General features: G+C 63.2%; 16 protein-coding genes. 9 read left to right on the top strand and 7 right to left on the bottom strand.

The window, feature by feature from the left end; all coding sequences use genetic code 11:
• Positions 1-272 precede the first annotated feature (272 nt).
• Positions 273-1556 carry a 4-aminobutyrate--2-oxoglutarate transaminase gene (locus tag C2L66_RS26455; protein ID WP_054933746.1) on the bottom strand — a complete coding sequence of 428 codons (1284 nt, stop codon included), beginning with the start codon at positions 1554-1556 and terminating at the stop codon, positions 273-275.
• Between the two features lie 119 nt (positions 1557-1675).
• Between C2L66_RS26455 and pdxR the strand changes: the two genes are divergently transcribed.
• Positions 1676-3232: a MocR-like pyridoxine biosynthesis transcription factor PdxR gene (pdxR, locus tag C2L66_RS26450; RefSeq protein WP_054933744.1), complete on the top strand. Its 1557-nt coding sequence runs from the start codon at positions 1676-1678 to the stop codon at positions 3230-3232.
• A 12-nt stretch (positions 3233-3244) separates the two neighbouring features.
• On the opposite strand, the gene C2L66_RS26445 is transcribed toward pdxR, so the two are convergent.
• The 5 genes from C2L66_RS26445 to phnC form a co-directional block, all read right to left on the bottom strand.
• Entirely contained in the window at positions 3245-4081 is an 837-nt protein-coding gene (locus C2L66_RS26445) for a DMT family transporter (protein ID WP_060605498.1), read from the bottom strand.
• 873 nt (positions 4082-4954) lie between these two features.
• On the bottom strand, positions 4955-6226 hold the full coding sequence (locus tag C2L66_RS26435; protein ID WP_409372571.1) for an IS256 family transposase: 1272 nt from the start codon (positions 6224-6226) through the stop codon (positions 4955-4957).
• 312 nt (positions 6227-6538) lie between these two features.
• A complete protein-coding gene (gene phnE / locus C2L66_RS26430; RefSeq protein WP_060605502.1) occupies positions 6539-7372 on the bottom strand; it encodes a phosphonate ABC transporter, permease protein PhnE in 834 nt (277 codons plus the stop codon).
• Entirely contained in the window at positions 7369-8337 is a 969-nt protein-coding gene (gene phnD / locus C2L66_RS26425; protein WP_054933748.1) for a phosphonate ABC transporter substrate-binding protein, read from the bottom strand. The genes phnE and phnD overlap by 4 nt, the downstream gene beginning before the upstream one ends.
• 54 nt (positions 8338-8391) lie before the next feature.
• A complete protein-coding gene (gene phnC, locus C2L66_RS26420) occupies positions 8392-9270 on the bottom strand; it encodes a phosphonate ABC transporter ATP-binding protein (protein WP_060605505.1) in 879 nt (292 codons plus the stop codon).
• A 310-nt stretch (positions 9271-9580) separates the two neighbouring features.
• Here phnC and C2L66_RS26415 point away from each other — a divergent pair, with 310 nt between their 5' ends.
• From C2L66_RS26415 to C2L66_RS26385, 7 genes are all read left to right on the top strand, one after another.
• Positions 9581-10615, top strand: coding sequence for a M14 family zinc carboxypeptidase (locus tag C2L66_RS26415; RefSeq protein ID WP_054933750.1), 1035 nt, complete (start codon positions 9581-9583; stop codon positions 10613-10615).
• Complete coding sequence (locus C2L66_RS26410; protein ID WP_060605509.1) at positions 10612-11448, top strand: alpha/beta fold hydrolase; 837 nt, start codon at positions 10612-10614, stop codon at positions 11446-11448. The genes C2L66_RS26415 and C2L66_RS26410 overlap by 4 nt, the downstream gene beginning before the upstream one ends.
• A gap of 749 nt (positions 11449-12197) precedes the next feature.
• Entirely contained in the window at positions 12198-13427 is a 1230-nt protein-coding gene (locus tag C2L66_RS26405; protein ID WP_060605512.1) for a hypothetical protein, read from the top strand.
• Between the two features lie 17 nt (positions 13428-13444).
• Positions 13445-14674, top strand: coding sequence for a hypothetical protein (locus C2L66_RS26400; RefSeq protein WP_060605514.1), 1230 nt, complete (start codon positions 13445-13447; stop codon positions 14672-14674).
• Positions 14675-14876: 202 nt separating this feature from the next.
• Positions 14877-15332 carry a hypothetical protein gene (locus C2L66_RS26395; RefSeq protein WP_060607152.1) on the top strand — a complete coding sequence of 152 codons (456 nt, stop codon included), beginning with the start codon at positions 14877-14879 and terminating at the stop codon, positions 15330-15332.
• A gap of 3 nt (positions 15333-15335) precedes the next feature.
• Positions 15336-16049, top strand: a complete 714-nt coding sequence (locus tag C2L66_RS26390; RefSeq protein WP_060605517.1) for a C39 family peptidase — start codon at positions 15336-15338, stop codon at positions 16047-16049.
• An 8-nt stretch (positions 16050-16057) separates the two neighbouring features.
• Complete coding sequence (locus C2L66_RS26385) at positions 16058-17581, top strand: hypothetical protein (protein WP_060605519.1); 1524 nt, start codon at positions 16058-16060, stop codon at positions 17579-17581.
• A gap of 80 nt (positions 17582-17661) precedes the next feature.
• Here the strand turns inward: C2L66_RS26385 and C2L66_RS26380 are convergent, their stop codons facing one another.
• Positions 17662-19104, bottom strand: a complete 1443-nt coding sequence (locus C2L66_RS26380) for an acetate kinase (RefSeq protein WP_054933755.1) — start codon at positions 19102-19104, stop codon at positions 17662-17664.
• Between the two features lie 521 nt (positions 19105-19625).
• On the opposite strand from C2L66_RS26380, the gene C2L66_RS26375 reads away from it, so the two are divergent.
• Complete coding sequence (locus tag C2L66_RS26375; protein ID WP_060607155.1) at positions 19626-24467, top strand: NAD-glutamate dehydrogenase; 4842 nt, start codon at positions 19626-19628, stop codon at positions 24465-24467.
• The last annotated feature ends 4 nt before the right edge of the window (positions 24468-24471 follow it).

Genomic DNA, 24471 nt, shown 5'->3' with positions numbered 1-24471 from the left:
CCCAGGATGAAAACAAGAGCTGGCGGTGTGAGCCGCTTTCTTTTGCCTACTTTTCTTTGCGGCGGCAAAGAAAAGTAGGTGCCGCCCCGCACAGGGGCGACGCTTGAAGCACGAAAGCAAATCGCGGATGCCAGCGCAAAGACAAATCGCGGAAACCAGCAAAAGCAAAAGCAAATCGCGGACACCAGCAAAAAAACCAAAACCACCCAGCATCCCCGACCAACCACAAAAACAAAAACGGCGACCAAAAAAAGCCGCCGCAGGCAAAAAAATCAGACCGTAACGCCGACAGTCTCCTTCAACACTTCTTCGAGAATCGAAACCGCCTCATCGAAGACAGAATCCTGAATAGTCAGCGGGAACAAGAACCGAACAACATTCGAATAGACACCACAAACGAGCAGCAACAACCCACGCTCGAGCGCCCGCGCCTGCACCCGCTTGGTGAAATCAGCATCCGCATCGGAACTGCCAGGCTTGCAGAACTCAACCGCCACCATCCCGCCCGGCCCGCGCACATCGGCAATTTGCGGCACTTCCGCCTGCAACGCGGTCAACCGTGCCTTCAACCGGTCACCAAGCAAAACAGCCCGCTCGCAGAGCTTCTCTTCATCGATGATATCGAGCACGGCAAGCGCCGAAGCCACCGCCAACGGATTGCCGGCATACGTGCCGCCCAACCCGCCGGGCGCAGCAGCATCCATCACGTCCGCACGACCGACCACACCCGACAGCGGCATGCCACCCGCCAGGCTCTTTGCCATCGTCATCAGATCAGGCACGACGTCGTAGTGATGCATCGCAAACAGCTTGCCCGTGCGCGCAAACCCCGTTTGCACTTCATCGGCGATCAGCAGAATGCCGTGCTCGTTGCACAGCTTGCGCAGCGCGCGCACGAACTCGGCAGGCGCCGGATAGAAACCGCCTTCGCCTTGCACCGGCTCGAAAATGATCGCCGCGACGCGCTTCGGATCGATGTCGGCCTTGAAGAGGAATTCGATCGCCTTCAACGAGTCCGCCGTCGTCACGCCGTGCAGCGGATTCGGGAACGGCGCGTGGAAGACGTCGGCCGGGAACGGGCCGAAGTTCAGCTTGTACGGCGCAACCTTGCCCGTCAGCGCCATGCCCATCATCGTGCGGCCATGAAAGCCGCCCGTGAACGCGATCACGCCCGGACGGCCCGTCGCGGCGCGCGCGATCTTGATCGCGTTTTCGACAGCCTCGGCGCCCGTCGTGAAGAATGCCGTCTTCTTCGGATAGTCGCCCGGCGCGCGCTGGTTGATCTTCTCGGCCAGCTCGACATACGACGCGTACGGCACGATCTGATAAGCCGTGTGCGTGAAGTTGTCCAGTTGCGCGCGCACAGCCTCGACGATCTTCGGATGACGGTGGCCCGTGTTGCACACCGCGATGCCCGCCGCGAAATCGATGTAGCGGCGGCCCTCGACGTCCCACAGCTCCGCATTCTCAGCGCGCGCGGCGTAGAAATCACACATCACGCCCACGCCGCGCGGGGTCGCGGCGTCCTTGCGGCTCTTCAGTTCAGCATTCTTCACGGAGATCTCCTGTTTGGGGTTCGTTCGGGCGCTCGCGTTCACGCGGCACATGCAGCGACTATAATCAGATTTGGCTCTAAATTTCAGAGCCATTTCGGTAAAAAATAAGGAGCCAATTCATGCGCGCGAGTGTTTTGTCCGACTGGTTGGCCCAGCGCTTGGACCGCGGCAACGGTCTGCCGATCTACCGGCAGCTGCATCGGCTGCTGCAACAGGCCATTCTGACGCGCGAACTGCCCGCCGGCAGCAAGGTGCCGTCGTCGCGGCTGCTGGCCAACGAACTGGGCATCGCGCGCAATACCGTCACGCAGGTCTACGAGCAGCTTGCGCTGGAGGGCTATGTCACGTCGGCGACGGGGCGCGGCACATTCGTCGCCGATACGTCGCCGGATGAAATCGTCGGCTCGACAGATGGACAGACTGCGCCTGTTTCCGCGCCCGTGCAGCAGTTGCAGCAGGCGTTGCCGCCGACACATTCGAAGTCGCCGCTGCACGCGCAACAGCCTGCCGCACGCGCGTTGTCGCAGCGCGGTTCGCGGCTGATCGCCGGCGCGGGCGTGTCGAAGCGGCAATGGGGCGCGTTCATGCCGGGCGTGCCCGATGTCACGCGCTTTCCGGCGCGTGTCTGGAGCCGCTTGCACAACAAGTACTGGCGGCGTCTGCGGCCCGATCTGCTGACCTACGCGCCCGGCGGCGGCCTGTCCTTGCTGCGCCACGCGCTGGCGGACTATCTGCGCACGTCGCGCTCGGTACGGTGCACGCCCGAGCAGATCATCATCACGACGGGCATTCACCAATCCGTCGATCTCGCCGTGCGTCTGCTGTCCGATCCCGGCGACGTTATCTGGACGGAAGACCCATGTTATTGGGGCGTGCGCAGCGTCATGCACGTTTCGGGCCTCAAGTCGCGCCCGATTTCCATCGACGACGAAGGCATCAATCCGTCGCCCGACGATCTCGCGCATCCGCCGAAGCTGATCCTCGTGACGCCGTCGCACCAGTACCCGCTCGGCATGGTGATGAGCCTCGCGCGCCGCCGCATGCTGCTCGAATACGCGCGGCAGAACCAGTGCTGGATCATCGAGGACGACTACGACAGCGAGTACCGCTACGGGAGCCGGCCGCTTGCTTCGCTGCAAGGGCTCGATACGGCGGGGCAGGTGATTTACGTAGGCAGCTTCGGCAAGACGCTGTTCCCGGGACTGCGGATCGGCTATCTCGTGGTGCCCGAGGCGCTGGCGGAGAGCTTCGCGACGGCGAGTGCCGAGCTGTATCGCGAAGGGCAGTTACTGCAGCAGGCGATGCTCGCGGAGTTCATCGCCGAGGGGCATTTCACGTCGCACATCCGCAAGATGCGCACGCTTTACGGGCAGCGCCGCTCGACCCTGCTTGATGCCGCGGCGCGGCGTTATGGCGATGCATTGCCGGCTGTCGGCGGCGACGCGGGGCTGCATCTCGTGATGCAACTGCCCGAAGGCACGGATGACCGCGCAGTGGCGGCGGCTGCGCTCGAGCGCAATATTGTCGTGCGTGCGTTGTCCGGGTATTACGCGCAACCGTCGCGGGCGCAGTCGGGGTTGCTGATCGGCTATGCGTGCGTGCCCGACGAGGAGATCGCTCCCGCATTCGACACGCTCGCGGATGCGATCGACGCGACGTTGCCGCTTTTCGCGTGAGCCGCGTGCGCGTTAGAGGCGAATCAGCACTGCGCCGAGCGTGACGAGCGTGCAGGCGAACACGCGGCGCGCGGTCAGTTTTTCGTGCATGAACGAGAAGCCGATCAGCACCGCGAAAATCGAGCTGAGTTCGCGCAGCGCGGAGACCATGGCGATGGGCAGATAGCGATACGCCTCGATGATGAGGCAATACGCGACCAGTGCGATCACGCCTGACAGCATGCCTTTCATCATCGTTTCACGCGACGTGAAGAGTCCTTTTGCGCCGCCGCGCCAGTGCCACACGAGCAGAAACTGCGGCACGTTCCACAGCAGATAGACCCACATGATGTAGCTGAGTCCGTTACCCGCGACGCGCGCGCCGATTCCGTCGACGACGGAGTATGCCGAGATGAAAAGACCCGTGAGCAGAGCGTAGGGCACGCTTTCGCCGGAGAAGCGCATGTCGCGGCGAAACGCGAGCGACACGATACCGATCGACACCAGCGCGACGCCTGTTGCCGCGAGCGGCTTCAAGGTTTCGTGCACGAACACGAGGGCACCGGCGAACACCAGCAAGGGCGAGAGTCCGCGCGCGATCGGATAGATCTGTCCGAAGTCGCCGCTGCGGTAAGCGCGCACGAGCGCGAGGCAATAGCCGAATTCCAGCACGACCGATGCGGCTATGTAGGGCCATGCGGCGGGCGCGGGAAGGGGCAGGACGATCACGCCGATCGCGCTCACGGCGAGGTAGGGGATCGACATCATGCCGAGCAGCCAGATGCGATCTTCGGCCAGGCGCAGGAAAGCGTTCCAGCTCGCATGGAGCATGGCGGAAAGCAGGACGAGCAGGACGATGAGGGTTTCCATGGGTGTCGGGCTAAAGCCGACATTATTCCGTAGATGTGGTTTTTTGTGTTGTTGTGGGGATATTGTTGGTGTGGTTTTTGGGTTTTGGGTTTTGGGTTTTGGGTTTTTGGGTTTTTGGGTTTTTGGATTTTTGGGGCCTTGCGCGGGGCAGCCGGGTCGAGATGTTTCGGTGCGGGCGTTGCTGGTTTGGTGTTTTCGGTCTTTGCGCTGGCATCCGCGGTGTGCTTTTGCTTTTGCTTTCGCTGGCATCCGCAGGTTGCTTGTTCTGGCCTTTGCGCCGGCATCCGCGATTCGTTAGCGTGCTTCAGGCGTCGCCCCTGTGCGGGGCGGCACCTACTTTTCTTTGCCGCCGCAAAGAAAAGTAGGCAAAAGAAAGCGGCTCACACCGCCAGCTCTTGTTTTCATCCAGGGGCCCCCAACGTCCCCACGCTTCAAACGGCAAGCACTTATTGATGCCCGTTGCCAACGCTTCGAACAGATGCCTCACCCGCTTCAGGCACCCGTACCCGGGCAAGCGGCAGCGAATGGTACATGCCGCCCAGGTGGCAAACTGTGTGTAGGTTGTCGCACCGCACAGGTTAGCGCTCTTACCAGAAACACCAACCGTGCTACCCAGTCCGGAGTGGTGCGCGTACGGCGCGAAAGCCGACACACAGTTTGCCACCAGGGCGGCGGCGGACTGTCTGGCATGGCGTGCTGTGACGCGGGCATATGAAGCGGGTGAGGCGTACGGAGAGGGCGTTGGCAACGCAGGTGAACAAGTGCGATGCCGTGTGAAGCGTGGGGACGTTGGGGGCCCCTGGACAAGAACACGGGCTGGCGGTGTGAGCGAGCCTGTCCGCATTTTTGTGGGCGAGGCGGTTAAAGGAATCGTTAGCCGCGCGCCTGCGTAAATCGATCGCCAAACAGAATAGCAAACTGGTTCATGGCTGACTTCCAGTCGAAGGCTGAGCGCACGTTTTTGGCCAGGACGTTGCGCAATGCCAGCCAGAGTAGCTTGATTGCAGCCTCGTCATTGGGGAAGTGACCGCGGGTCTTGATGATCTTGCGCAACTGCATGTTCAGACTCTCAATGGCGTTCGTGGTGTACACGACCCGCCGGATCTCGGGTGGAAACACGAAGAACGGCGTGACGTGCTCCCAGGCGCGCTGCCAGGACTGCACGATAGTCGGGTATTTCGCGCCCCATGGCCCATCAGCAAAGGCCTGCAGAGCCTGCTTCGCTGCCTCTTCGCTGGCAGCTGCGTAGATCGGACGCAGCGCCTGGGCGACAGCCTTGCGGTCCTTCCAGCCAGCGTATTCCAGGCTGTTGCGGATCAGATGCACGATGCAGGTCTGCACCGCCGTCTTCGGGTAAGCTGCGCCGATCGCGTCGGTCAGCCCCTTCAGGCCGTCAACGACCGCAATCAGGATGTCCTGGCAGCCGCGGTTCTTGAGTTCGTTGAACACCTTGAGCCAGAACTTCGCGCCCTCGGTCTGCTCAATCCACAGGCCCAGCACATCGCGCTGGCCGTCCGCCTGAATGCCCAGAGCCAGATACACCGCCTTGTTGCTGACCACACCGTCATCGCGGATCTTGACCCGCAACGCGTCGAAGAAGACCACCGGATACATCGTCTCGAGCGGACGGTTCTGCCAGGCCAGCGTTTCGGCCATCACCTCGTCGGTGACCGAACTGATGAAATCGGGCGACACCTCGGTGCCGTAGCTCTCGGCCAGAAAGGCCTGGATCTCGCGCACGCTCATGCCACGCGCGTACATCGCGATGATGCGCTCGTCAAAGCCGGTGAAGCGGCGCTCGTGTTTGGGGATCAGGATCGGCTCGAAGCTGCCGTCGCGGTCGCGCGGCAACTCGACCCGGACGACGCCACGATCGGTGATGACCGTCTTGCGGCTGGCGCCGTTGCGCTCGTTGGCCTGGCCAGCGGGTTTGGATTCGCCCGGTGGATACCCCAGATGCAGATTCATCTCCGCACCCATCGCGCGTTCGATAATCGCCTTGTTAAACGCCAGCATCAGATCCTGCACCTCGGTCGGCGTCATCGGCCCCTTGACCAGCTCGTCCAGCAGCGCTTTGGGCAGTTCAGGCAGCGGCCCTCGGGCCGCTGCCTGAGACGCCACCGTGCGTTTCTTCTTCATTGGCATATCCATGACTTTTACCTCTCATGATATGCCTCGCCCACAAAATGACGGATAGGTCCGTGTGAGCCGCTTTCTTTTGCCTACTTTTCTTTGCGGCGGCAAAGAAAAGTAGGTGCCGCCCCGCACAGGGGCGACGTGTGAAGTACGCTAACAAAACGCGGATGCCAGCGAAAACACAAGCAAACCAAACCACAAGCAAACCAAACCACAAGCAAACCAAACCACAAGCAAACCAAACCACCCGCGCCGCGAAGACATAAACTCGAACGCCAGTGCCAAGGCAAAAAAAGCCCAAACCGCCGGAGGCAAAAAAAACTAGATCACCCGCTCCCGCATCCACGCCGACCCCACATCAATAACAGTAACAACCACAACGACCATCAACATAACAGCCGCAGTCTGCGAATAATTAAACGACCGAATCGACTCATAAAGCACGACACCGATACCTCCCGCCCCAACCATCCCAACAACCATCGCCGACCGCACATTCGATTCAAACCGATACAACGCATAAGAAATCCACAACGGCAAAACCTGCGGCAGCACCCCATACACGATCTCATCGAGACTGGTAGCCCCCGTAGCGCGCACACCTTCAGCGGGACGCGGATCGATAGCCTCGACGGCTTCGGCGAACAGCTTCGCCAGCACGCCCGTGGTATGCACCCACAAAGCAAGCACGCCAGCAAACGGCCCCAGCCCAACCGCGACGATGAACAGCATCGCAAACACCATCTCGTTGATCGCGCGGCACGCATCCATCAACCGCCGAACCGGCTGCACAACCCACGCCGGCGCCATGTTGTGCGCCGACATCAGCCCAAACGGAATCGCACACACGATCGACAGCGCCGTACCCCACACCGCAACCGCGAGCGTCGCGCCCATTTCGTGCAAATAGGTGCGCCATTCCGTGAAGTCTGGCGGGAAGAAGTCCTTCGCAAACTGCCCCATGTTGCCCGAGTCAGTCAGCAGATCGAGCGGCCGCATGTCGGCGGCATGCCAGGACAAGCCAAGCACGCCGATCACAACGATCCAGCCAAGCAACGAAATCCAGCTGCGCTTGCCCGCCGCCGCGGCCATCGTCTCGCGAGAAGGCTGCGGCGGCACGCTCGAGCGCCCGGCGCTCAGGTCGGCTGCGTTCATTGCTTTTGCGCGTTCAATGCGGACAGCTTCGCGTCGATGGCGGCCATCTGCGTCTTGCGATCCGCATCCGACAGCGACGCATCCGCTTCGATCTTCTGCTTCTGCTCGAACAGCTTGATCTGGCGAATCGGCTGCAACTGCGCATCCGTCGACGGCGCAAACCCGCCGTAGCTGAAGATGTTCGCCATCACGGCCTTTTCACGCGGGTCGGTCTTGGCATAGCTATAAAAGAACTGGCGAAGCTTCTCCTTCGTCGCGTCGGGCAGATCCTTGCGCCACACGAGCGGGTCCGATGGAATCAGCGGCGATTGCCACAGCACCCGCACCTGCGCGAAGCGGTCGGGGTGCTGCTTCTTCAGCGTATCGAGCATCTCGGTGTTGTTCGTCGCGATGTCGATCTTGTTGTTCACGACCGCGAGCAGGTTCGCTTCGTGGCTCGACGGCAGCACCGTCTTGAACGACGTGCGCACGGGCGCGTTGCGCTGCGCAAACAGGTAGTAGCCGGGAACCAGCGTGCCCGACGTCGAGTTCGGGTCGCCGAAGCCCAGCGTCACGTCCTTCGTGTTCTTGAACACGTCGTCGAGCGTCTTGAAGCGGCTGTTCACATTCGTGATCAGCACCGAGTAGTAACCGGCATCGCCGTTCGCGTAGGTCGTCTTGCCGAATACTTCGCCATTCGAACGATCGACGGCTTCGATCGCCGACGCATTGCCGAGATACGCAACCTGCACCTTGTTGAAGCGCATGCCTTCGATGATGCCCGCGTAGTCGGTCGCGAAGAACGCCTTGATGTTCAGACCCGTCTGCTTGTTCATGTCGTCGATGAGCGGCTGCCAGCGCTGCTTGAGCACCGCCGACGAATCGGTCGAGATGATGCCGAGATTCAGGTCTTCAGCGTGGGCGGCGAAGCTCGCGAATGCCGACACAGCGGCAACGCCGGCGAGCAGTGAGCGCAGAAATTTCATGAGTTCTGTTCCAGGTGAGTGAATCGGATACAGCGTGTCTTTCCGGAAATGGGATCAGGCCGAGCGCGCCGCCTTGAGCGGCAGCACGCGCGCGCGAGGCGCGGCGCTCGCGGCACTATCGGCACCATTGGCACCATTGGCGCCATCGGACTGCAGACTGTCGTCGAGCAGTTCGCGCGCGTCGTCGCCATAGAGTTTCTGCAAGAGCGCGGGCGTCAGCGCCGCAGACGGCCCGTCATACACGACCTTGCCGCGCCGCATCGCGATCGTGCGCTGGCAGTACTGCATCGCGATGTCGACCTGATGCAGCGAGACCAGCACCGTCAAACGATGCTCGATGTTCAGCGTGCGCAGCATCTCCATCACGCGGCGCGACGATTCCGGGTCGAGCGATGCAATCGGCTCGTCGGCGAGGATGATGCGCGCCTGCTGCACGAGCGCGCGCGCCAGCGCGGCGCGCTGCTGCTGTCCGCCCGACAGGTTCGAGGCGCGCTCGCGCGCATGCTCGCCGATGCCAACCTCGTTCAATGCCGACATCGACAGCACCCGCTCGCTGCGCGGAAAGCAGCCCGTGAGACGGCGCCACAGCGGCAGGCGCGCGAGCGCGCCGATCAGCACGTTCGCTTCGACCGTCAGCCGGTTCACGAGATTGAACTGCTGAAAAACAAAACCGATATCGCGGCGAATGCTGCGCACTTCACGTACGATGCGGCCGTTCTGCTGGATCGGACGCCCGAGTATCGCAATCTGCGAAGGCTGCGCATCCGATACCGTGAAGCCCGCGATATGCCGCAGCAGCGTCGACTTGCCCGAGCCCGACGCACCGATCAGCGCGACCATTTCGCCCTGCTCGATGCGCAGGTCGATCTCGTCGAGCGCCTTGCGGCCGTTGCCGAATGTCTTGCTCAGGCGTTCGATGCGGATGGCTTCCATGTGTGTCCTGTCGATGACTCCGGTGCGTGCCGGAAGTTGTGGGACATTCTAGAAAGCGTCTGTGACGGTTGAGTGAAGGCGTCGCAACATCTAGACGACTACATCTTTCGTCAATTCGCACGGCAGCGTGCGGCGCGCCGCTGTGCCGGATCGCGCAGTGTGTCATCGATATGACAAACGCAATGACGCGGCCCGCTGTCGTCCGCGCTGTCATTCCCGCTGTCATCCATTGGCAGGCACGAACCGCTATAGTTGGAGACGTCACGCGTGAGCCGTCTCCAACAACCTCACACCATAACCGGCGCAGCCCATGCAGGCTCTGAGCTTTTTGCCCGATACGTTTGCGGAGTACGACGAACTCCAGGCGATTCTCGAGGTCGGCAGCGGCAGCTTCGAGATTCGTTCCATGTGCGAGACGCGGGTGCGCGGCAGGACCTTCGCCGTGCAGACGGCGAGCATTGGCTCGCGCGATCCGCGGGCGCCCGCGATTGGTTTCTTTGGCGGCATACACGGACTCGAGCGGATCGGCACGCAGCTCGTGCTCGACTACATGCGCGCGCTGCTCGGGCGGCTCGAATGGGACGAACTGCTGGTGCGCCAGCTTCAGTCGATCCGCCTGATTTTCGTCCCTATCGTCAACCCGGGCGGAATGTGGGCCGCGACGCGCGCCAATCCGAACGGCGTCGATCTGATGCGCAACGCGCCGCAGGACGCCGAAGAGCGCGTGCCCTGGCTCGCGGGCGGACAGCGCGTCGGCTCGTGGCTGCCGTGGTATCGCGGGCGGCGCGGCGCGCCGATGGAAGCGGAGGCGCAGGCGCTGTTGCGGGTGGTCGCGGACGAACTGGCGGCGCGCCCGCTGTCGTTCGCGCTCGATTGCCATTCGGGCTATGGCTGGAGCGACAGCATCTGGTTCCCTTACGCGAAGACACGTCGCCCGATGCCGCATCTGCCGGAGATGTACGCCTTGAAGACGATGTTCGAGCGCGCGCACCCACACCACGGCTACATGTTCGAGCCGCAAAGCCATCAGTATCTGCTGCACGGCGACCTGTGGGACTGGGCGTACGACCGCGCGCCGCCTCCCAACATCTTTCTGCCGATGACGCTCGAACTGGGCTCGTGGCTATGGATCAAGAAAAACCCCAGGCAGATCTTTTCGCGCCAGGGCATGTTCAACCCGTTGAAAGCGCACCGCACCGCGCGCGTGCTGCGGCGCCACGCGAATCTGCTCGATTTCCTGACGCGTGCCGCCTACGCGTCGCAGCGCTGGCTGCCGCAAGGCAGCCGTCGCGAGCAGTTGCTCGATAGCGCGACGGAACTCTGGTACAAGCCAGGCAAACCATGAGTACGTGGATTCTGCTGCGCGGCCTGACGCGCGAGGCTCGGCACTGGGGCGCATTGCCCGGCACGTTGCGCGCGGCACTGGACGGCGCGAGCCGATGCGCGTCTGCCACGAATGCTGAGCCCACCCGCGTGTTGACCATCGACCTGCCCGGCAACGGCGAATACGCGAGCCTGCGCGCGCCGCTGGATGTCGCCGGGATGGTCGACTTCGTACGCGCGGCGGCGCGCGCCAGCGGCGCGGCGGGACCGTATTGCGTGCTGGCGATGTCGCTGGGCGGCATGGTCGCGACCTGCTGGGCGCAGCGTCATCCCGCCGACATCGCGCGGCTCGTGCTGATCAACACCAGCATGCGCCCGTTCAGCCGCTTCGACGAACGGCTGCGTCCACAAGCGTGGCCGGGGCTGGCCCGCATCGCTTCGCATTGGCGCGACGCGCGTGCCGTGGAGGAGGCAATTCATCGCCTGACCTGCAATCAGCGCGACACGGTCGAGGCCGACCTGAAGGAGTGGGTTGCCATCCGCGACAGCGCACCTGTCAGCCGGGCGAACGCGCTGCGCCAGCTGCTCGCGGCCGCGCGCTTCAGCGCCGCGCGGCAACGGCCGGCGTGCGCGACGCTGGTGTTGTCGTCGCGGGAAGACGGGCTGGTCGATCCCGCGTGCTCAGCGGCGCTGGCCGCCGCGTGGAGCGCCGAACACTGGCGGCACGCATGGGCCGGCCACGATTTGCCGCACGACGATCCCGTATGGACCGTCGAACGCATCGGTGCCTGGCTCGCGCAGCCGGCCGCCGATCCAGAAATCGAAAATGCGCAATCCGATTTAACCGATGAATAGCCGATAATTAAATATCTCATTAAGTTTCAGATGTGGTGAAAATACGCGCTGCTGATGCGCTGCATTAGTGCAATGCAATATCGCCGCATTGCCTTTAGCGACAATGTTATGCGCCGGATTATTTTAGTGGACATGCAGTCGTATTAATGGCAAATTGATGCTTCGCGCCATTAACGTGTGATAATTGATTGGGGTTCGGTGCATTTAGGCACATACTGAAATTGTAAAATAATTCCGCCTGCGGCTGGAGGGTGCGGAAAAACTTGCAGAAAGAGGCTGCATGCGGCTTGCGGCGTCGTAAACGATACGTTTTTTTACGCCACCAATGCGCCGCGTTTCGCCATCGCCAATCTGGCGCAAAGCCATGGTGCGCAAGGCCACTAACGGCCTTTATCGAAAAATAGTGGGGGTTCCGGGGTAGATTATCCTGGTACTCAAGAATCGCGCCCGTCAAAAAAGAAACGTTTTTAAAATCTCGTGTTTTCCCTTAGTAAATTCTGCTAATCGTTTGAATTAAAAGCAATTGCAAAAACCCTCGTTTTCTAAGGCCGGCGCAATGCCGGTTTATGCGTTTCAAACGCGAAACATAAAACGTAGGTAATTACCCGCAGCTTTCCATCCCGCATCACGGGAAATCCAAAATTTCTTTATATTTCAATGCCTTACATGCATGGCATCGCCTATGCGACACGGCGAGCCGGATTGGCGCAGTCTGCCAAGCCGCCCCCCATCTCCTCCAGGAGGATTCCATGCGCAAAACTCTATTGGCGTCCGCAGCAGTCATCGCCTTGGGCTGCAGCGGTTACGCAATGGCAAACCCATGCAGTGATAGCGATTCATCCTGCAACCAGAAGTCATACAGCGGGAGCAACACATCGACAAACTCGGCGACATCCGCCCAAACCAGCACCACGGGCAACAACGCAAATGAAATTACGACGGGTGCGAGGGTCGCGCAGGATTCGTTCAACAGCACCAAGATCGTTGCAGCGAGCCGTCTGTCCGGGTCTGTATCGGGCGTAAGCGTCTATGGCATTGGCAACCATGCCTATAACGACGGCAATGCGAACGGCGGACGCGGCGGCAGCGGCGCGAAGGGCATTGGCGGCAAGGGTGGCAGCGCATTGGCGATCGGCGGAGACGGCGGCTACGGCGGCAATGGCGGCAAGGCCATCGCTGGCGACGGCGGCAACTCGAAGGCATCGGGCGGCGATGGCGGCAACTCGAAGGCCTACGCCGGCGACGGCGGCAATGCCAGGGCGTCCGGCGGCAAGGGCTCCGGCAGTGGCGGCGACGCATGGGCCAAGGGCGGCAGCTCGTACGCTGGATCGGCAGCGGCAGGCGGCGACGGACGTGGCTCCGGCAAGGGCGCAGGTCTCGCACTCGGTGCGGGCGCTGGACTTGCGGGCAGCGGCGACGTGCACTCGAAGGCCAATGGCGGCGGCGGCAGCGCCTCCTCGGCGAGCGGTGCTGCGACCGCCACGGGTACGGGCACGGCAACGGCGAGCGGCTCGGGCACGGGTACGGGTAGCGGCGGCGCAGGCACGTCTGGCGCAACAACGGCTACGGCTGGAACGGGCACCGCTACGGGCGGCGCAGGCACAGGCTCGGGCGGCGCAGCGACGTCGACGGCAGGTGCGGGCGGCGCAGCGACGGCCACGGCAGGCGCAGGCGGCGCGGCAGGCTCGACGGCCGGTAACGGCGGCAATGCGACGGGCGGCGCAGGCGGTGCAGCTGGCGCGGGCGCAGCAGCCACGGCGACGGCAGCAGCCGGCGGCGCGGGCACGGGCGGCTCAGGCGGTGCTGGCGGCGCGGGCGGCTCGATCGGCGTCGGCACGGGTGACTTCAGCATGGCCAACACCATGACGAGCGTCGCTCAGTCGGCGGCCGGCATCCTGGTCGCGAACCAGAACAGCGGCATGGCTTCGCTGGTGCAGCAGGCCGTCACCGTTCAGGCAAACCTGAGCGTGGGCCGCTAATCCAATAGGAGGCTTTCATGCGTAAGACACTTTTGGCATCAGCTGCCATCGTCGCGCTGGGCTTTAGCGGCTATGCGATGGCCAACCCCTGCGCGAATGGCGACTACTCGTGCAACCAGAAGTCGGGCAGCGGCGATAACTCCCTGTCGAACACGGCGTCGTCGACCCAGGGCAGCACGACGGGCAACAACGTCAACGAAGTGACGGGACACTCGAAGGTCTCGCAGGACTCGTGGAACAACACGAAGACTGTGGCCGTCAGCAAGCTTGACGGCACCGTGAGCCATGTCAGGGTCACTGGCATCGGCAACGTCGCGACCAACTACGGCAACGTCAATGGCGGCAAGGGCGGAGACGGCGCCAGGGGCATCGGCGGCAAAGGCGGAAGCGCTGGCGCTGGCGGCGGCTATGGCGGCGACGGTGGCAACGGCGGTCGCGCCATTGCCGGCGACGGCGGCTGGTCGAAGGCTTCGGGCGGCGACGGCGGCTACGCGAAAGCGTCGGGCGGCGATGGCGGCTGGTCGAAGGCATCCGGCGGCAAGGGCTACGGCAGCGGCGGCGACGCTGGCGCGAAGGGCGGCAGTGCAGGAGCAGGCACGCTTGCCTATGGCGGCAACGGCAGCGGCAAGGGCGCGGCACTGGGCGCTGGTGCGGGTCTCGGCCTTGGCGCAGCCGGCAGCGGCGATCTGTCCTCACGTGCGGGCGGCGGCGGCGGCATGGCCACCTCGAACAGCGGCGCAGCGTCGGGTTCGGGCAGCGGCTCGGGCAGCGGCACGGCAACCGCTTCGGGCAGCGGCACGGGCGGCGCAGCCACGGCAGGCGCGGCGACCGCGACGGGCGGCGCAGCGACGGCATCGGGCGGGGCAGGCACGGGCACGGGCGGCGCGGCGACGTCGACGGCAGGTGCAGGCGGCGCGGGCACCTCGTCAGCGGGTGACGGCGGCGCAGCGACGTCGACGGCTGGCAACGGCGGCGCAGCAACAGGCGGTGCGGGTGCAGCAGGCGGTGCAGGCGGTGCGGCGACGGCTTCGGCCGGAGCCGGCGCAGCAGGCACAGGCGGCTCAGGCGGTGCAGGCGGCGCTGGCGGAACCGTCACGATGACGACGGGCTCATTCGACATGTCGAACAACATGGCGAGCGCGGCTCAGTCGGCAGCTGGCGTGATGGTGCTGAACCAGAACAGCGGTATGGCGTCGCTCGTACAGCAGGCTGTCACCGTGCAGGCAAACCTGGCTGTCGGCCGCTAACTGAAGGGAAGGACAGTTAGCGTCGACAAGTCGTTGTGTGATGTGCCGTGGGGCGTTCGCGCTCCACGGCTCCTGTTCCATCGTTCCGGCGCACGGGGTAGCGGCGCCGGGCGAAGGTCGCACAAATCGCACTTCGCCGGACGCTGCCGCGCGCGCCGCAAGGCCGTTGCAGCACGGATCGGCGAAGCACCAGGAGACAACCATGCAGGCGTTCAAACGCATTGCGAAGGTGGTACTGCCTGTCGTCATCGGACTGCCTTGCTTTGCAGCCTATGTTGTTGCCGGCGAACTGCGTTCTCCCGTGCAAGCGGATACGTCGATCGTCCCCGTTGTGTCAGCCGCTCAGGACGCGAGTGCGCTGAAGGCCCGCACAGCTGCTGCATCCCCTGCACCGGCGCCCGCCGCCGACGCGACCTTCGGTGTCGCGATGTCGGCCGAGCAACTCGATGCGCATCGCGGCGGCGAAGCCGTCTTCAACGACATGAACCTGCGCGGCACGGTCGCGAACAATACCGCGCGCAACGTGGACACCGGGTCGAACGTGATCGCGGGCGGCTCGTTCTCGAACGCGAGCGGCTTGCCTACCGTGATACAGAACACGGGCGCGAACGTGCTGATCCAGAACGCGACGATCGTCAATGTGCGCTTCGGGGAATGAGCGATGAAACTTCATGGAGTCCTTCATGGAGGTCTTCAGGGAGCCGCGTGGCTGCTCGCGTGCGCGTTGACGGCGGCAAGCCCGGCGCGCGCCGACCCGATCACGATCTACGAACCGTCGGGCGCCGGTTACGCGATGCACGTGACGAGCCTGAAAGAGGCTCGCTTCAAGCGCACCATCAAGCAGCAGTTCGACTTCAGTTGCGGGTCTGCTGCCGTGGCGACGCTGCTCACGTTTCAATACAACTATCCGGTGAGCGAGCAGACCGCGTTCCAGGAGATGTTCGAGAACGGCGACCAAACGAAGATCCGCACCGAGGGCTTCTCGCTGCTCGACATCAAGCGCTTTCTCGAGCGGCGCGGGTTCATCGCGGACGGTTATGAGCTGCCGCTGCAAAAGCTCGTCGAAACGAACACGCCCGCAATCGTGCTGATCAGCGAAAGCGGCTATCACCATTTTGTCGTGGTGAAAGGGTTGAAGAACGACCGCGTGCTGATCGGCGATCCCGCAACGGGCACGCGTCCCGTGCCGTTGAAGAGCTTTGAGGCGAAATGGGAAGACCAGGTCCTGTTCGTCATCCATAACAAACCTGGCGTCGGGGTCTTCAACGATCCCGTCGACTGGCGAGTCGCGCCGCCCGCGCCGCTCTATACGGGCGTCAATCGCGATGGTCTGTTCTTCACCGTCATGCCGAAGCACGGCGCGAGTGACTTCTGAGGGCCATCATGAGAACCGAGACCCGAAAACTCGCCGGCATTGCCACGATGGTGTGTGGTTCGATGGTGACGTTCGGCGCGCATGCGTTCGAACAGGGCGCGCCTGCTGCGGCGGCCGTTGCGCCCGACCTCGCGGGCGGAGCCGTCGAGCCGCTGGTATTGCGCGACGCCGCGCCTTCGGCCGATGCGGCGGATGCCATTACGCAGGCAGTCGTCGATGCATTGTCCGCGCAAAAGCCGCGCGCGTTTTCCGAGGACGGCGACGCCGACGGCATGCGTCATGTGCCCGTGTCGTACGCGGCGCCAATTGCCGTCGCGACGCCGCGGCGGGAAGACGCGGTCGAAGCGGACAACGCGGCGAAGCAGGACGCGAATGACGAAGCGAGTCGCGCAACGAACGAAGCCGTCATCGACGAAGCGCTATATGCGGTCGATGCTACGTCGACGCCTGGTTCGTCGTCGTCTCCGCAAGAAAACGACGTGCTGGCACAGCGCGATGCGGTTGAACACCAGGATGCGGCCGAAGTCAATACAGCCGCGGCGCTTGCCGCGCAGATAACGCCCATGGCGCACATAGCGCCAGCACTCGCGCAGGAAGCCGAAGCGCCCGTCCAACCGCTTCCGGTGTCGTATGCGGCACCGATCGCGGTTGCCGCGCGCAAAGGTGACAACAATGAAAAGGCCGAAAAGACCGAAGCACCGCGCGCACGACAAGTAGAAGATCACGCGCAAGCGCAGCCGCCGCGTCATGAACAACTGACTCTCGATGCAACGCCGACACCGCCCCCCGTGTCGCCCGCGCATGAAGCGCCAGTTGCGAATGAGCGTGTAATCGGCAAGGCGCCCGTTTCCTATGCGCGTCCGATCGCCGTGCCTGTCGCGCAGACGGCGAGGAGCGTGCAGAACGATTCGACGGCTTCGATGAATACATCGATGCAAACAGCCGGGCAACCGCAGATCAAGGAACGCGCCGCGCTGCCCGCGCAGGCACAGGTCAAGGCGCCGCTTTCCTATGCGGCGCCGATTGCCGTGCCTCGAGCGTCGCGCGACGACACGCCCCCCGAGCGCGGTCACGAAGCCAAGGCACGAGCGGACACAGAAGATCCGAACTGGTCGTCGAAAACGACAGTCGCCATCAGCGAAGAAAAACTCGACTCGATGCGCGGCGGCTTCGATGTGGCCAATGGCCTGAAAGTCTCGTTCGGCGTATCGAGGATGGCAGTCGTGAACGGCAATCTCGTCACGCAGACCAGCTTCAATATTCCGGACCTGAGCAACATGACGACGCAACAGGCGCAGGCGCTCGCTTCGGCGAACATCGGGTCGCTGCTGCAAAACGGCGGCGGCAATATCGCGCAGCAGGGGGCCGTGCAGGGCCTGTCGGGCGCGGTGATCCAGAACACGCTCAGCAACCAGAACATTCAGACGCTGACGACGATCAATGCATCGGTGAATTCGTTGGGTTTGTTCAAGAGCATGAATCTGGGTGCGACCTTGAACAACGCATTGATGAATTCGGTAAGGCCCAGATAGAAGCCTGAATGAAGAAGCTCGCGACGCTGGGGAGGCGTCGCGAGCTTTTGTTTCGATAGAGGCGTGATGGGCGAACCGGCCTAGAACTGGATCGGCATGCGGAACGTCAGCGTGAGGTCCGGCGTGTCGCGCGTGAGGCCGGCGCCGAGCGAGAAGTTGAGCGTCGTCTTTGGCGTGAGGCGGTACGAGTAGCCGACCAGCAGCGTGCCGAGTATCACGCGCACCGAACCGGGAACGGTCGATCCGTTCTGCTTGGTCGGCAGCACGATGCTCTGGTCATAGCCGATACTGAACGAAGCCTTTTCGTTCAGCGCGAGACCCATGCCGACATTGAAGCCATAGATATCGCCCGGCTGGATCTTGCCGACGAAATCGGTCTCGCCGTTCAGGATGTGCAGGCTCAGATCGCTGCGGGCAAAGCTGTGCAAGTAGCTGAAGTTGCCGAAGAACACGACCGGGTCGCTCGGGAACAGCCACGTGAGACCAGGCTGGATCGCATAGAAACCCGTACCCGTGGGCTGTTCGAGCGGCAGGCCGGTGCCCGTCGTATTGCCGATGCAGCGCGTCACGCAATCGGTCACGACGTCGAACGGACTCTTGCCCGTGGCCGTCTTGAAGCGCAGCCAGCCGATGTAATAGAACTTGTCCGGGCCGCCTTCGTTCAACTGGTAGCGCAACGTCATTTCAACGTCGCCGATGCCGTGGCCGCTGCTATTGAAGACGTTGTCCTGCGCCGAGCCCGTGAAGATCTCGCGGCTGACGGTGTCGTTGGTCGAATAGACATACGGCACGCGCACTTCGACTTCCATCCGGTTCGTAATGCCGTAACGCGCGGCCACGCCGGCCGTGAGTACGTTCGACTTGATCTCGCGCACGTCGATCAGGCCGATCAGCAAGGCGGGAATGATCGTGTACCCAACCAGCGCGACACGGTCCGACGACGAATAGCCGAACTGGAACGACGGCTCGAGCACGAACTTGTTCTTCGGCGTGAGCACGCCGGGCTGATCGAAGATCGGCGCGACGGCGGGTGGTGCGGTGTCGGGGATGGGTGCCTGGCCGACGGGCTGGACCGGTTGCTCGCCGCCTGCGTTTTGCGCCATGTTGATCACGGGCGCGGGTGCCGCGCCCGTTGCGGCGCCCGCTGTTGCGCCCGTTGCGGCGCCTGCCGTTGAGGCGTCGGCGGCATTGGGCGCTGCCTCTGCATTGCCGCCAGCCGGCGTGCTCTGCGCAATGCCCGTGGCGGGCGCCGCACCCGAGCCCGGTTGGCCCGTGCCGCGCGTCACCTCGAGCATGCGTGAATCGAGTGCCTTGCTCAACTGCTGGAATTGCGCTTCTTCTTCAGCGATTTTGCGTTTTAGTGCATCGAGTTCCTTGATACGGTTGTTCAGTTCCTGGCGAAGGGTTGCGATATTTTCTTGTGCGGTTTGATCTTGAAGCGATTGCGCATGGGCTTCAACGTAAAAGAGAAGCATGGTTGCGTAACTGATCGTCCGCACATGTCGAAATGGCTCGCGCTTCATGGGTCTGTTCTCCATGTCAGGCTTGCAGGTTCTACCCCGGTACACCTCGACAACAGGCCAGCGGCATCGACACGTCGAGTCGTTGTGCTGGGCATGAAGCAACCCCTTCGTATGACCGCTTTGCGCGACTCAAGAGCGTCTCCATGCTGGCGAATGGCATCGGTATTGGAACCGTGATTCGCTATTGGTATCTATTTCCAACCTGTATTCATGCATCCGCAATAACGCCTTTAAAGAAATGACCGTCTATTGCTTTATTGCGGACCATAAAAGCCTAACGCATCAGTGCTACATAAGCTAATAAGAAGAACCCTGGCCTGTGATGGTTAGCCAACAGAGCGGAGCATTTTTCATCGGGCATCGAAGCGCCCGATCCGCTATCCATAGCTTCAATCGACACGCTTATGTCACAGCCGCGAGCAAGCATGCGCGATGTGCGCATGCACAATCCGTTTCGGCTCAACGGGTGCATAATGCGCTTCAGTCTATGCACTCGATTGTCGCCCGTCGCGGAGGACGTCATGCAAGCGAAGAACGAAGAAGCCGTTGCCCATCTGCTCAACGATGTCGTCGAATTCGCGCGAGGACGATTGCCCGAGCCCGCTTTCGCAGCTGTCGAGCCATTCCTGCGTCACTACTACGACTTCGCCGATGCCGACGATCTGCAAAGCCGCGGCATCGCCGATCTCTACGGCGCCGCGATGGCGCATTGGCAAACGGCGCAACGCTTCGTGCCGGGCAGCGAACGTTTGCGCGTCTACAACCCGATTCTCGAACAGCACGGCTGGCACTCGGATCACACCGTCATCGAGATCGTCAATGACGACATGCCGTTTCTGGTGGACTCGGTTTCAATGGCCGTCAATCGTCTCGGTCTGTCGCTGCATTCCGTGTTGCACCCCGTATTCCGCATATGGCGCGGCAAGGACGGCGGCATCGAACGTATCGCGCCCGGCGGTGCGTCGAGCGACGACGGCCATTCGCAACTCGCGTCGTTCATTCATTTCGAAGTGGACCGCTGCGGCGATGCCGCGAAGCTCGACGCCTTACGCAACGAGATCGCGAAGGTATTGGGCGATGTGCGCGCCGCCGTCGAAGACTGGCCGAAGATCGTCGACATAGCGCGCACGACGATCCGCGACATGGCTGCGCGCGAGACGAGCCCGGAGGGCGTCGAAGCGCGCGCGTTCGTCGAATGGATGGTCGCGGACCACTTCACGTTTCTCGGACAGCGCGATTACGAACTCGTCACGCATGACGGCCAATACGGCTTGCGTGGCGTGCCGGGCTCGGGCCTCGGCATCCTGCGCGAATCGATGCGGCCTCAGGGCACCTCTGAAGTGACACCGTTGCCGGCCGCCGCTGCCGATATCATCGCGGGCGCGACGCCTATCTTTCTGACCAAGGCCAATTCGCGCGCGACGGTGCATCGGCCCGGCTACCTCGACTATGTCGGCGTGAAGCTGGTCGGCCCGGACGGCAAGATCAACGGCGAGCGGCGCTTTATCGGGCTGTATACGTCGACGGCTTATACGACATCGGCGACGGAGATTCCCATCGTGCGCCGCAAATGCGCGAACATCGTGCGGCGTGCGGGCTTTCTGCCGAAGGGGCATCTCGGCAAATCGCTGGTGACGGTACTGGAAACGTATCCACGCGATGAACTCTTCCAGGCCGACGAGAGCGAGCTTTACGAAACGGCGATGGGCGTGCTGCGCTTGCAGGAGCATCAGCGCACGCGGATGTTCGTGCGGCGCGACCGCTTCGACCGCTTCGTATCGTGCCTCGCATTCGTCCCGCGCGATAAGTACAACACCGACTTGCGCCGGCGGATCGCCAGGCTGCTGATGAGCGCGTTCAACGGCACGAACGTCGAGTTCACGCCGCTCCTGTCCGAGTCGACGCTCGCGCGCATTCATTTCGTGGTGCATGCGGAGCCGGGCGCGATGGCGGACGTCGATACGCGCGAACTCGAACAGCGTCTCATCCAGGTGTCGCGCCGCTGGCAGGACGATCTTGCCGATGCATTGCTCGACGCGTTCGGCGAAGAGCAGGGCAACCGCCTGTTGCAGCACTATGCGGATTCGTTTCCGGCCGGCTATCGCGACGACTATCCGGCGCGCACGGCGGTGCGCGATATCGAGCTGATCGAGCGCGTGCAGGGCACCGAGCAGATCGCGATGAACCTGTACCGGCCCATCGAAGCGGGGCCGCGCGCGTTCCGCTTCAAGGTGTATCGCGTTGGGGAGCCGATCGCGCTGTCGCGCAGCCTGCCGATGCTCGAACATCTGGGCGTGCGCGTCGACGAAGAGCGGCCTTACCTGATCGAGGCGCCGGGTGCCGCGCCCGCATGGATTCACGACTTCGGCCTCGAACTGGCCGACGACACCGAGTTCGACATCGAGCGCGTGAAAGGCCTGTTCGAAGATGCATTCGAGCGCGTCTGGACGGGCGATATCGAAGACGACAATTTCAATCGCCTCGTGCTGCGCGCGCAACTGAGCGCACGCGAGGTGATCATCTTGCGGGCCTACGCGAAGTATCTGCGGCAAGTGGGCTCGACGTTCAGCGACGCGTATATCGAGCGTGCATTGACGGGCAATCCCGCCATCGCGCGCATGCTGGTCGAACTGTTCATCGCGCGGTCCGATCCGGCGCCCGCCACGACACGCGAGACGCGTGTCGAGCGGCTGCTGAAGACGATCGAAGGCGCACTCGACGAAGTGCCGAATCTCGACGAGGACCGCATCCTGCGGCAGTTCCTCGGCGTGATCAACGCGACGCAGCGCACCAACTACTACCGGCGCGACGAGGGCGGCAAGCCGAAGCCTTATCTGTCGTTCAAGTTCGATCCCGCGAAAGTGCCGGGCCTGCCCGAGCCGAAACCGATGTTCGAAATATGGGTGTATTCGCCGCGGGTCGAAGGCGTGCATCTGCGCGGCGGGCGTGTTGCGCGCGGCGGCTTGCGCTGGTCCGATCGTCGCGAGGATTTCCGCACGGAAGTGCTCGGTCTCATGAAGGCGCAGATGGTGAAGAACGTCGTGATCGTGCCGGTGGGATCGAAGGGCGGCTTCGTCGTGAAGAATCCGCCGCCGCCGACCGATCGCGAATCCTGGATGCGCGAGGGCGTCGCGTGCTACCAGACGTTCCTGCGCGGGCTGCTCGATCTCACCGATAACCGCGTGGGCGGCCAGATCGTGCCGCCGCCCGACGTCGTGCGGCACGATCCCGACGACCCCTATCTCGTCGTTGCTGCCGACAAGGGCACGGCCACGTTCTCCGACTACGCGAACGCGATCTCGCGGGAATACGGTTTCTGGCTCGACGACGCATTCGCATCGGGCGGCTCGGTCGGCTACGACCACAAGAAAATGGGCATCACCGCGCGCGGCGCGTGGGAGTCGGTGAAGCGCCACTTCCGCGAAATGGGTGTCGACACGCAAACCATGGACTTCACCGTGGTCGGCGTCGGCGACATGTCGGGCGACGTGTTCGGCAACGGCATGCTGCTGTCGCAGCATATCCGCCTGATCGCTGCGTTCGATCACCGGCATGTGTTCCTCGATCCGAATCCCGATCCCGCGACGAGCTTCGCCGAACGTCAACGGCTCTTCAATCTGGACCGTTCGAGCTGGGCCGATTACGATCCCGCGCTGATCTCGCAAGGCGGCGGCGTGTTTGCGCGCACTGCGAAGACGATTCCGCTTTCGCAGGCCGTGCAATCGATGCTCGGCATCACGGCTGCCGCGCTCGCGCCGTCTGAACTGGTGCGCGCGATCCTTCAGGCGCCCGTCGATCTGCTGTACAACGGCGGCATCGGCACCTATGTGAAGGCGAGCCGCGAAACGCATGCGCAGGTCGGCGACAAGGCCAACGACGCGGTGCGCGTGAACGGCTGCGATCTGCGTTGCAAGGTGGTCGCGGAAGGCGGCAATCTGGGCCTCACGCAACTCGGGCGCATCGAGTTCGCGCAACGCGGCGGCCGCCTGAATACGGATGCAATCGACAATTCCGCGGGCGTCGACTGCTCCGACCACGAAGTGAACATCAAGATTCTGCTCGGCCTCGTGGTCGCGGATGGCGAGATGACGGACAAGCAGCGCAATGCATTGCTCGCGGAGATGACGGAGGAAGTGGGCCTGCTCGTGTTGCAGGACAACTACTATCAAACGCAGGCGTTGTCGATTGGAGGCCGCTATGCGGCCGAACTGTTCGACGCCGAAATGCGGCTGATGCGCTATCTCGAACGCGCGGGCCGTTTGAATCGCGTGATCGAGTTTTTGCCGTCCGAAGACGAGATCAACGAACGTCTCGCCGCCAGACAGGGTTTGACTTCGCCCGAACGCGCGGTGCTGCTCGCGTACAGCAAGATGTGGCTCTACGATGCACTGCTCGAAACCGACGTGCCGGAAGATCCGCTGGTGGCGGGCATGCTGACCGAGTACTTCCCGAAGCCGCTGCGCCAGCGTTTCAGCGAGCCGATGCATCGCCATCCGCTGCGCCGCGAGATTCTGGCGACGCATCTGACCAACGCGCTGGTGAATCGCGTCGGCTGTGCGTTCGTGCACCGGATGATGGAAGAGACCGACGGCAAGCCGGGCGATATCGTGCGTGCGTGCATGATTGCGCGCGACGTGTTCGATCTGAACGAGGTGTGGCGCAATATCGACGCGCTCGACAACCGCGTCGCCGACGATGTGCAGGCGCGCATGTTCGTCGAGATCACGAAACTGCTGGAGCGCGCTGCGTTGTGGTTCTTGCGGCACCTGCAGTCGGGCGAAGTGAAGGACGGCGGCGTGACGGAACTGATTGCGCGCTGTCGCGACGCGGCGCAACGGCTCGCACCGCAATTGCCGATGCTGTTGCCCGGCGCGGAACTCGAAGCCTTGTCCGAGCGGCAGCGGGTGCTCGTCGATGCAGGCGTGGACAGCGAACTGGCGGTGCGCGTCGCGAGCGGCGACATACCGGCTGCGCTGCTCGATATCGCGGAAGTGTCGGCGACCACCGGGCGCGGGCTCGAACTCGTCGCGGGCGTGTACTTCGCGTTGGGCACGCAGTTGAATTACGGGTGGATCGGCGAGCGCGCCGAGGCGCTGCCCACCTCGACGCATTGGGACGTGATGGCGCGGGCCGCCGCGCTCGCCGAGCTTGCACGACTCAAGCGCGTGCTGACGACGAGCGCGCTCACGGAAGCGCCCGAGGCGACGACCGCGGAAGGGGTAGTCGATGCGTGGCGCGCAAAACGCGAGAACGCGCTCGCGCGCTATGCGCAACTGCTGACGGACTTGCGCGCGGCGGGCGGCGCGAGCCTGTCGATGCTGCTCGTGATCGTGCGGGAGATGGCGACACTCGAACGCCGCTAACCAG

The sequence above is a fragment of the Paraburkholderia caribensis genome, assembly GCF_002902945.1.
GTDB lineage: Bacteria > Pseudomonadota > Gammaproteobacteria > Burkholderiales > Burkholderiaceae > Paraburkholderia > Paraburkholderia caribensis.
This window is presented reverse-complemented; position numbering and strand designations above follow the sequence as displayed.

Excerpts from the sequence above, each read along its gene's own strand:
- C2L66_RS26380 (WP_054933755.1), bottom strand. The coding sequence starts at position 19,104 with ATGAAGCGCGAGCCATTTCGACATGTGCGGACGATCAGTTACGCAACC.
- C2L66_RS26400 (WP_060605514.1), top strand. The coding sequence starts at position 13,445 with ATGCGTAAGACACTTTTGGCATCAGCTGCCATCGTCGCGCTGGGCTTT.
- C2L66_RS26445 (WP_060605498.1), bottom strand. The coding sequence starts at position 4,081 with ATGGAAACCCTCATCGTCCTGCTCGTCCTGCTTTCCGCCATGCTCCAT.
- C2L66_RS26435 (WP_409372571.1), bottom strand. The coding sequence starts at position 6,226 with ATGCCAATGAAGAAGAAACGCACGGTGGCGTCTCAGGCAGCGGCCCGA.
- C2L66_RS26415 (WP_054933750.1), top strand. The coding sequence starts at position 9,581 with ATGCAGGCTCTGAGCTTTTTGCCCGATACGTTTGCGGAGTACGACGAA.
- C2L66_RS26375 (WP_060607155.1), top strand. The coding sequence starts at position 19,626 with ATGCAAGCGAAGAACGAAGAAGCCGTTGCCCATCTGCTCAACGATGTC.
- C2L66_RS26410 (WP_060605509.1), top strand. The coding sequence starts at position 10,612 with ATGAGTACGTGGATTCTGCTGCGCGGCCTGACGCGCGAGGCTCGGCAC.
- phnD (WP_054933748.1), bottom strand. The coding sequence starts at position 8,337 with ATGAAATTTCTGCGCTCACTGCTCGCCGGCGTTGCCGCTGTGTCGGCA.
- C2L66_RS26395 (WP_060607152.1), top strand. The coding sequence starts at position 14,877 with ATGCAGGCGTTCAAACGCATTGCGAAGGTGGTACTGCCTGTCGTCATC.
- phnC (WP_060605505.1), bottom strand. The coding sequence starts at position 9,270 with ATGGAAGCCATCCGCATCGAACGCCTGAGCAAGACATTCGGCAACGGC.
- pdxR (WP_054933744.1), top strand. The coding sequence starts at position 1,676 with ATGCGCGCGAGTGTTTTGTCCGACTGGTTGGCCCAGCGCTTGGACCGC.
- C2L66_RS26405 (WP_060605512.1), top strand. The coding sequence starts at position 12,198 with ATGCGCAAAACTCTATTGGCGTCCGCAGCAGTCATCGCCTTGGGCTGC.
- C2L66_RS26390 (WP_060605517.1), top strand. The coding sequence starts at position 15,336 with ATGAAACTTCATGGAGTCCTTCATGGAGGTCTTCAGGGAGCCGCGTGG.
- phnE (WP_060605502.1), bottom strand. The coding sequence starts at position 7,372 with ATGAACGCAGCCGACCTGAGCGCCGGGCGCTCGAGCGTGCCGCCGCAG.
- C2L66_RS26385 (WP_060605519.1), top strand. The coding sequence starts at position 16,058 with ATGAGAACCGAGACCCGAAAACTCGCCGGCATTGCCACGATGGTGTGT.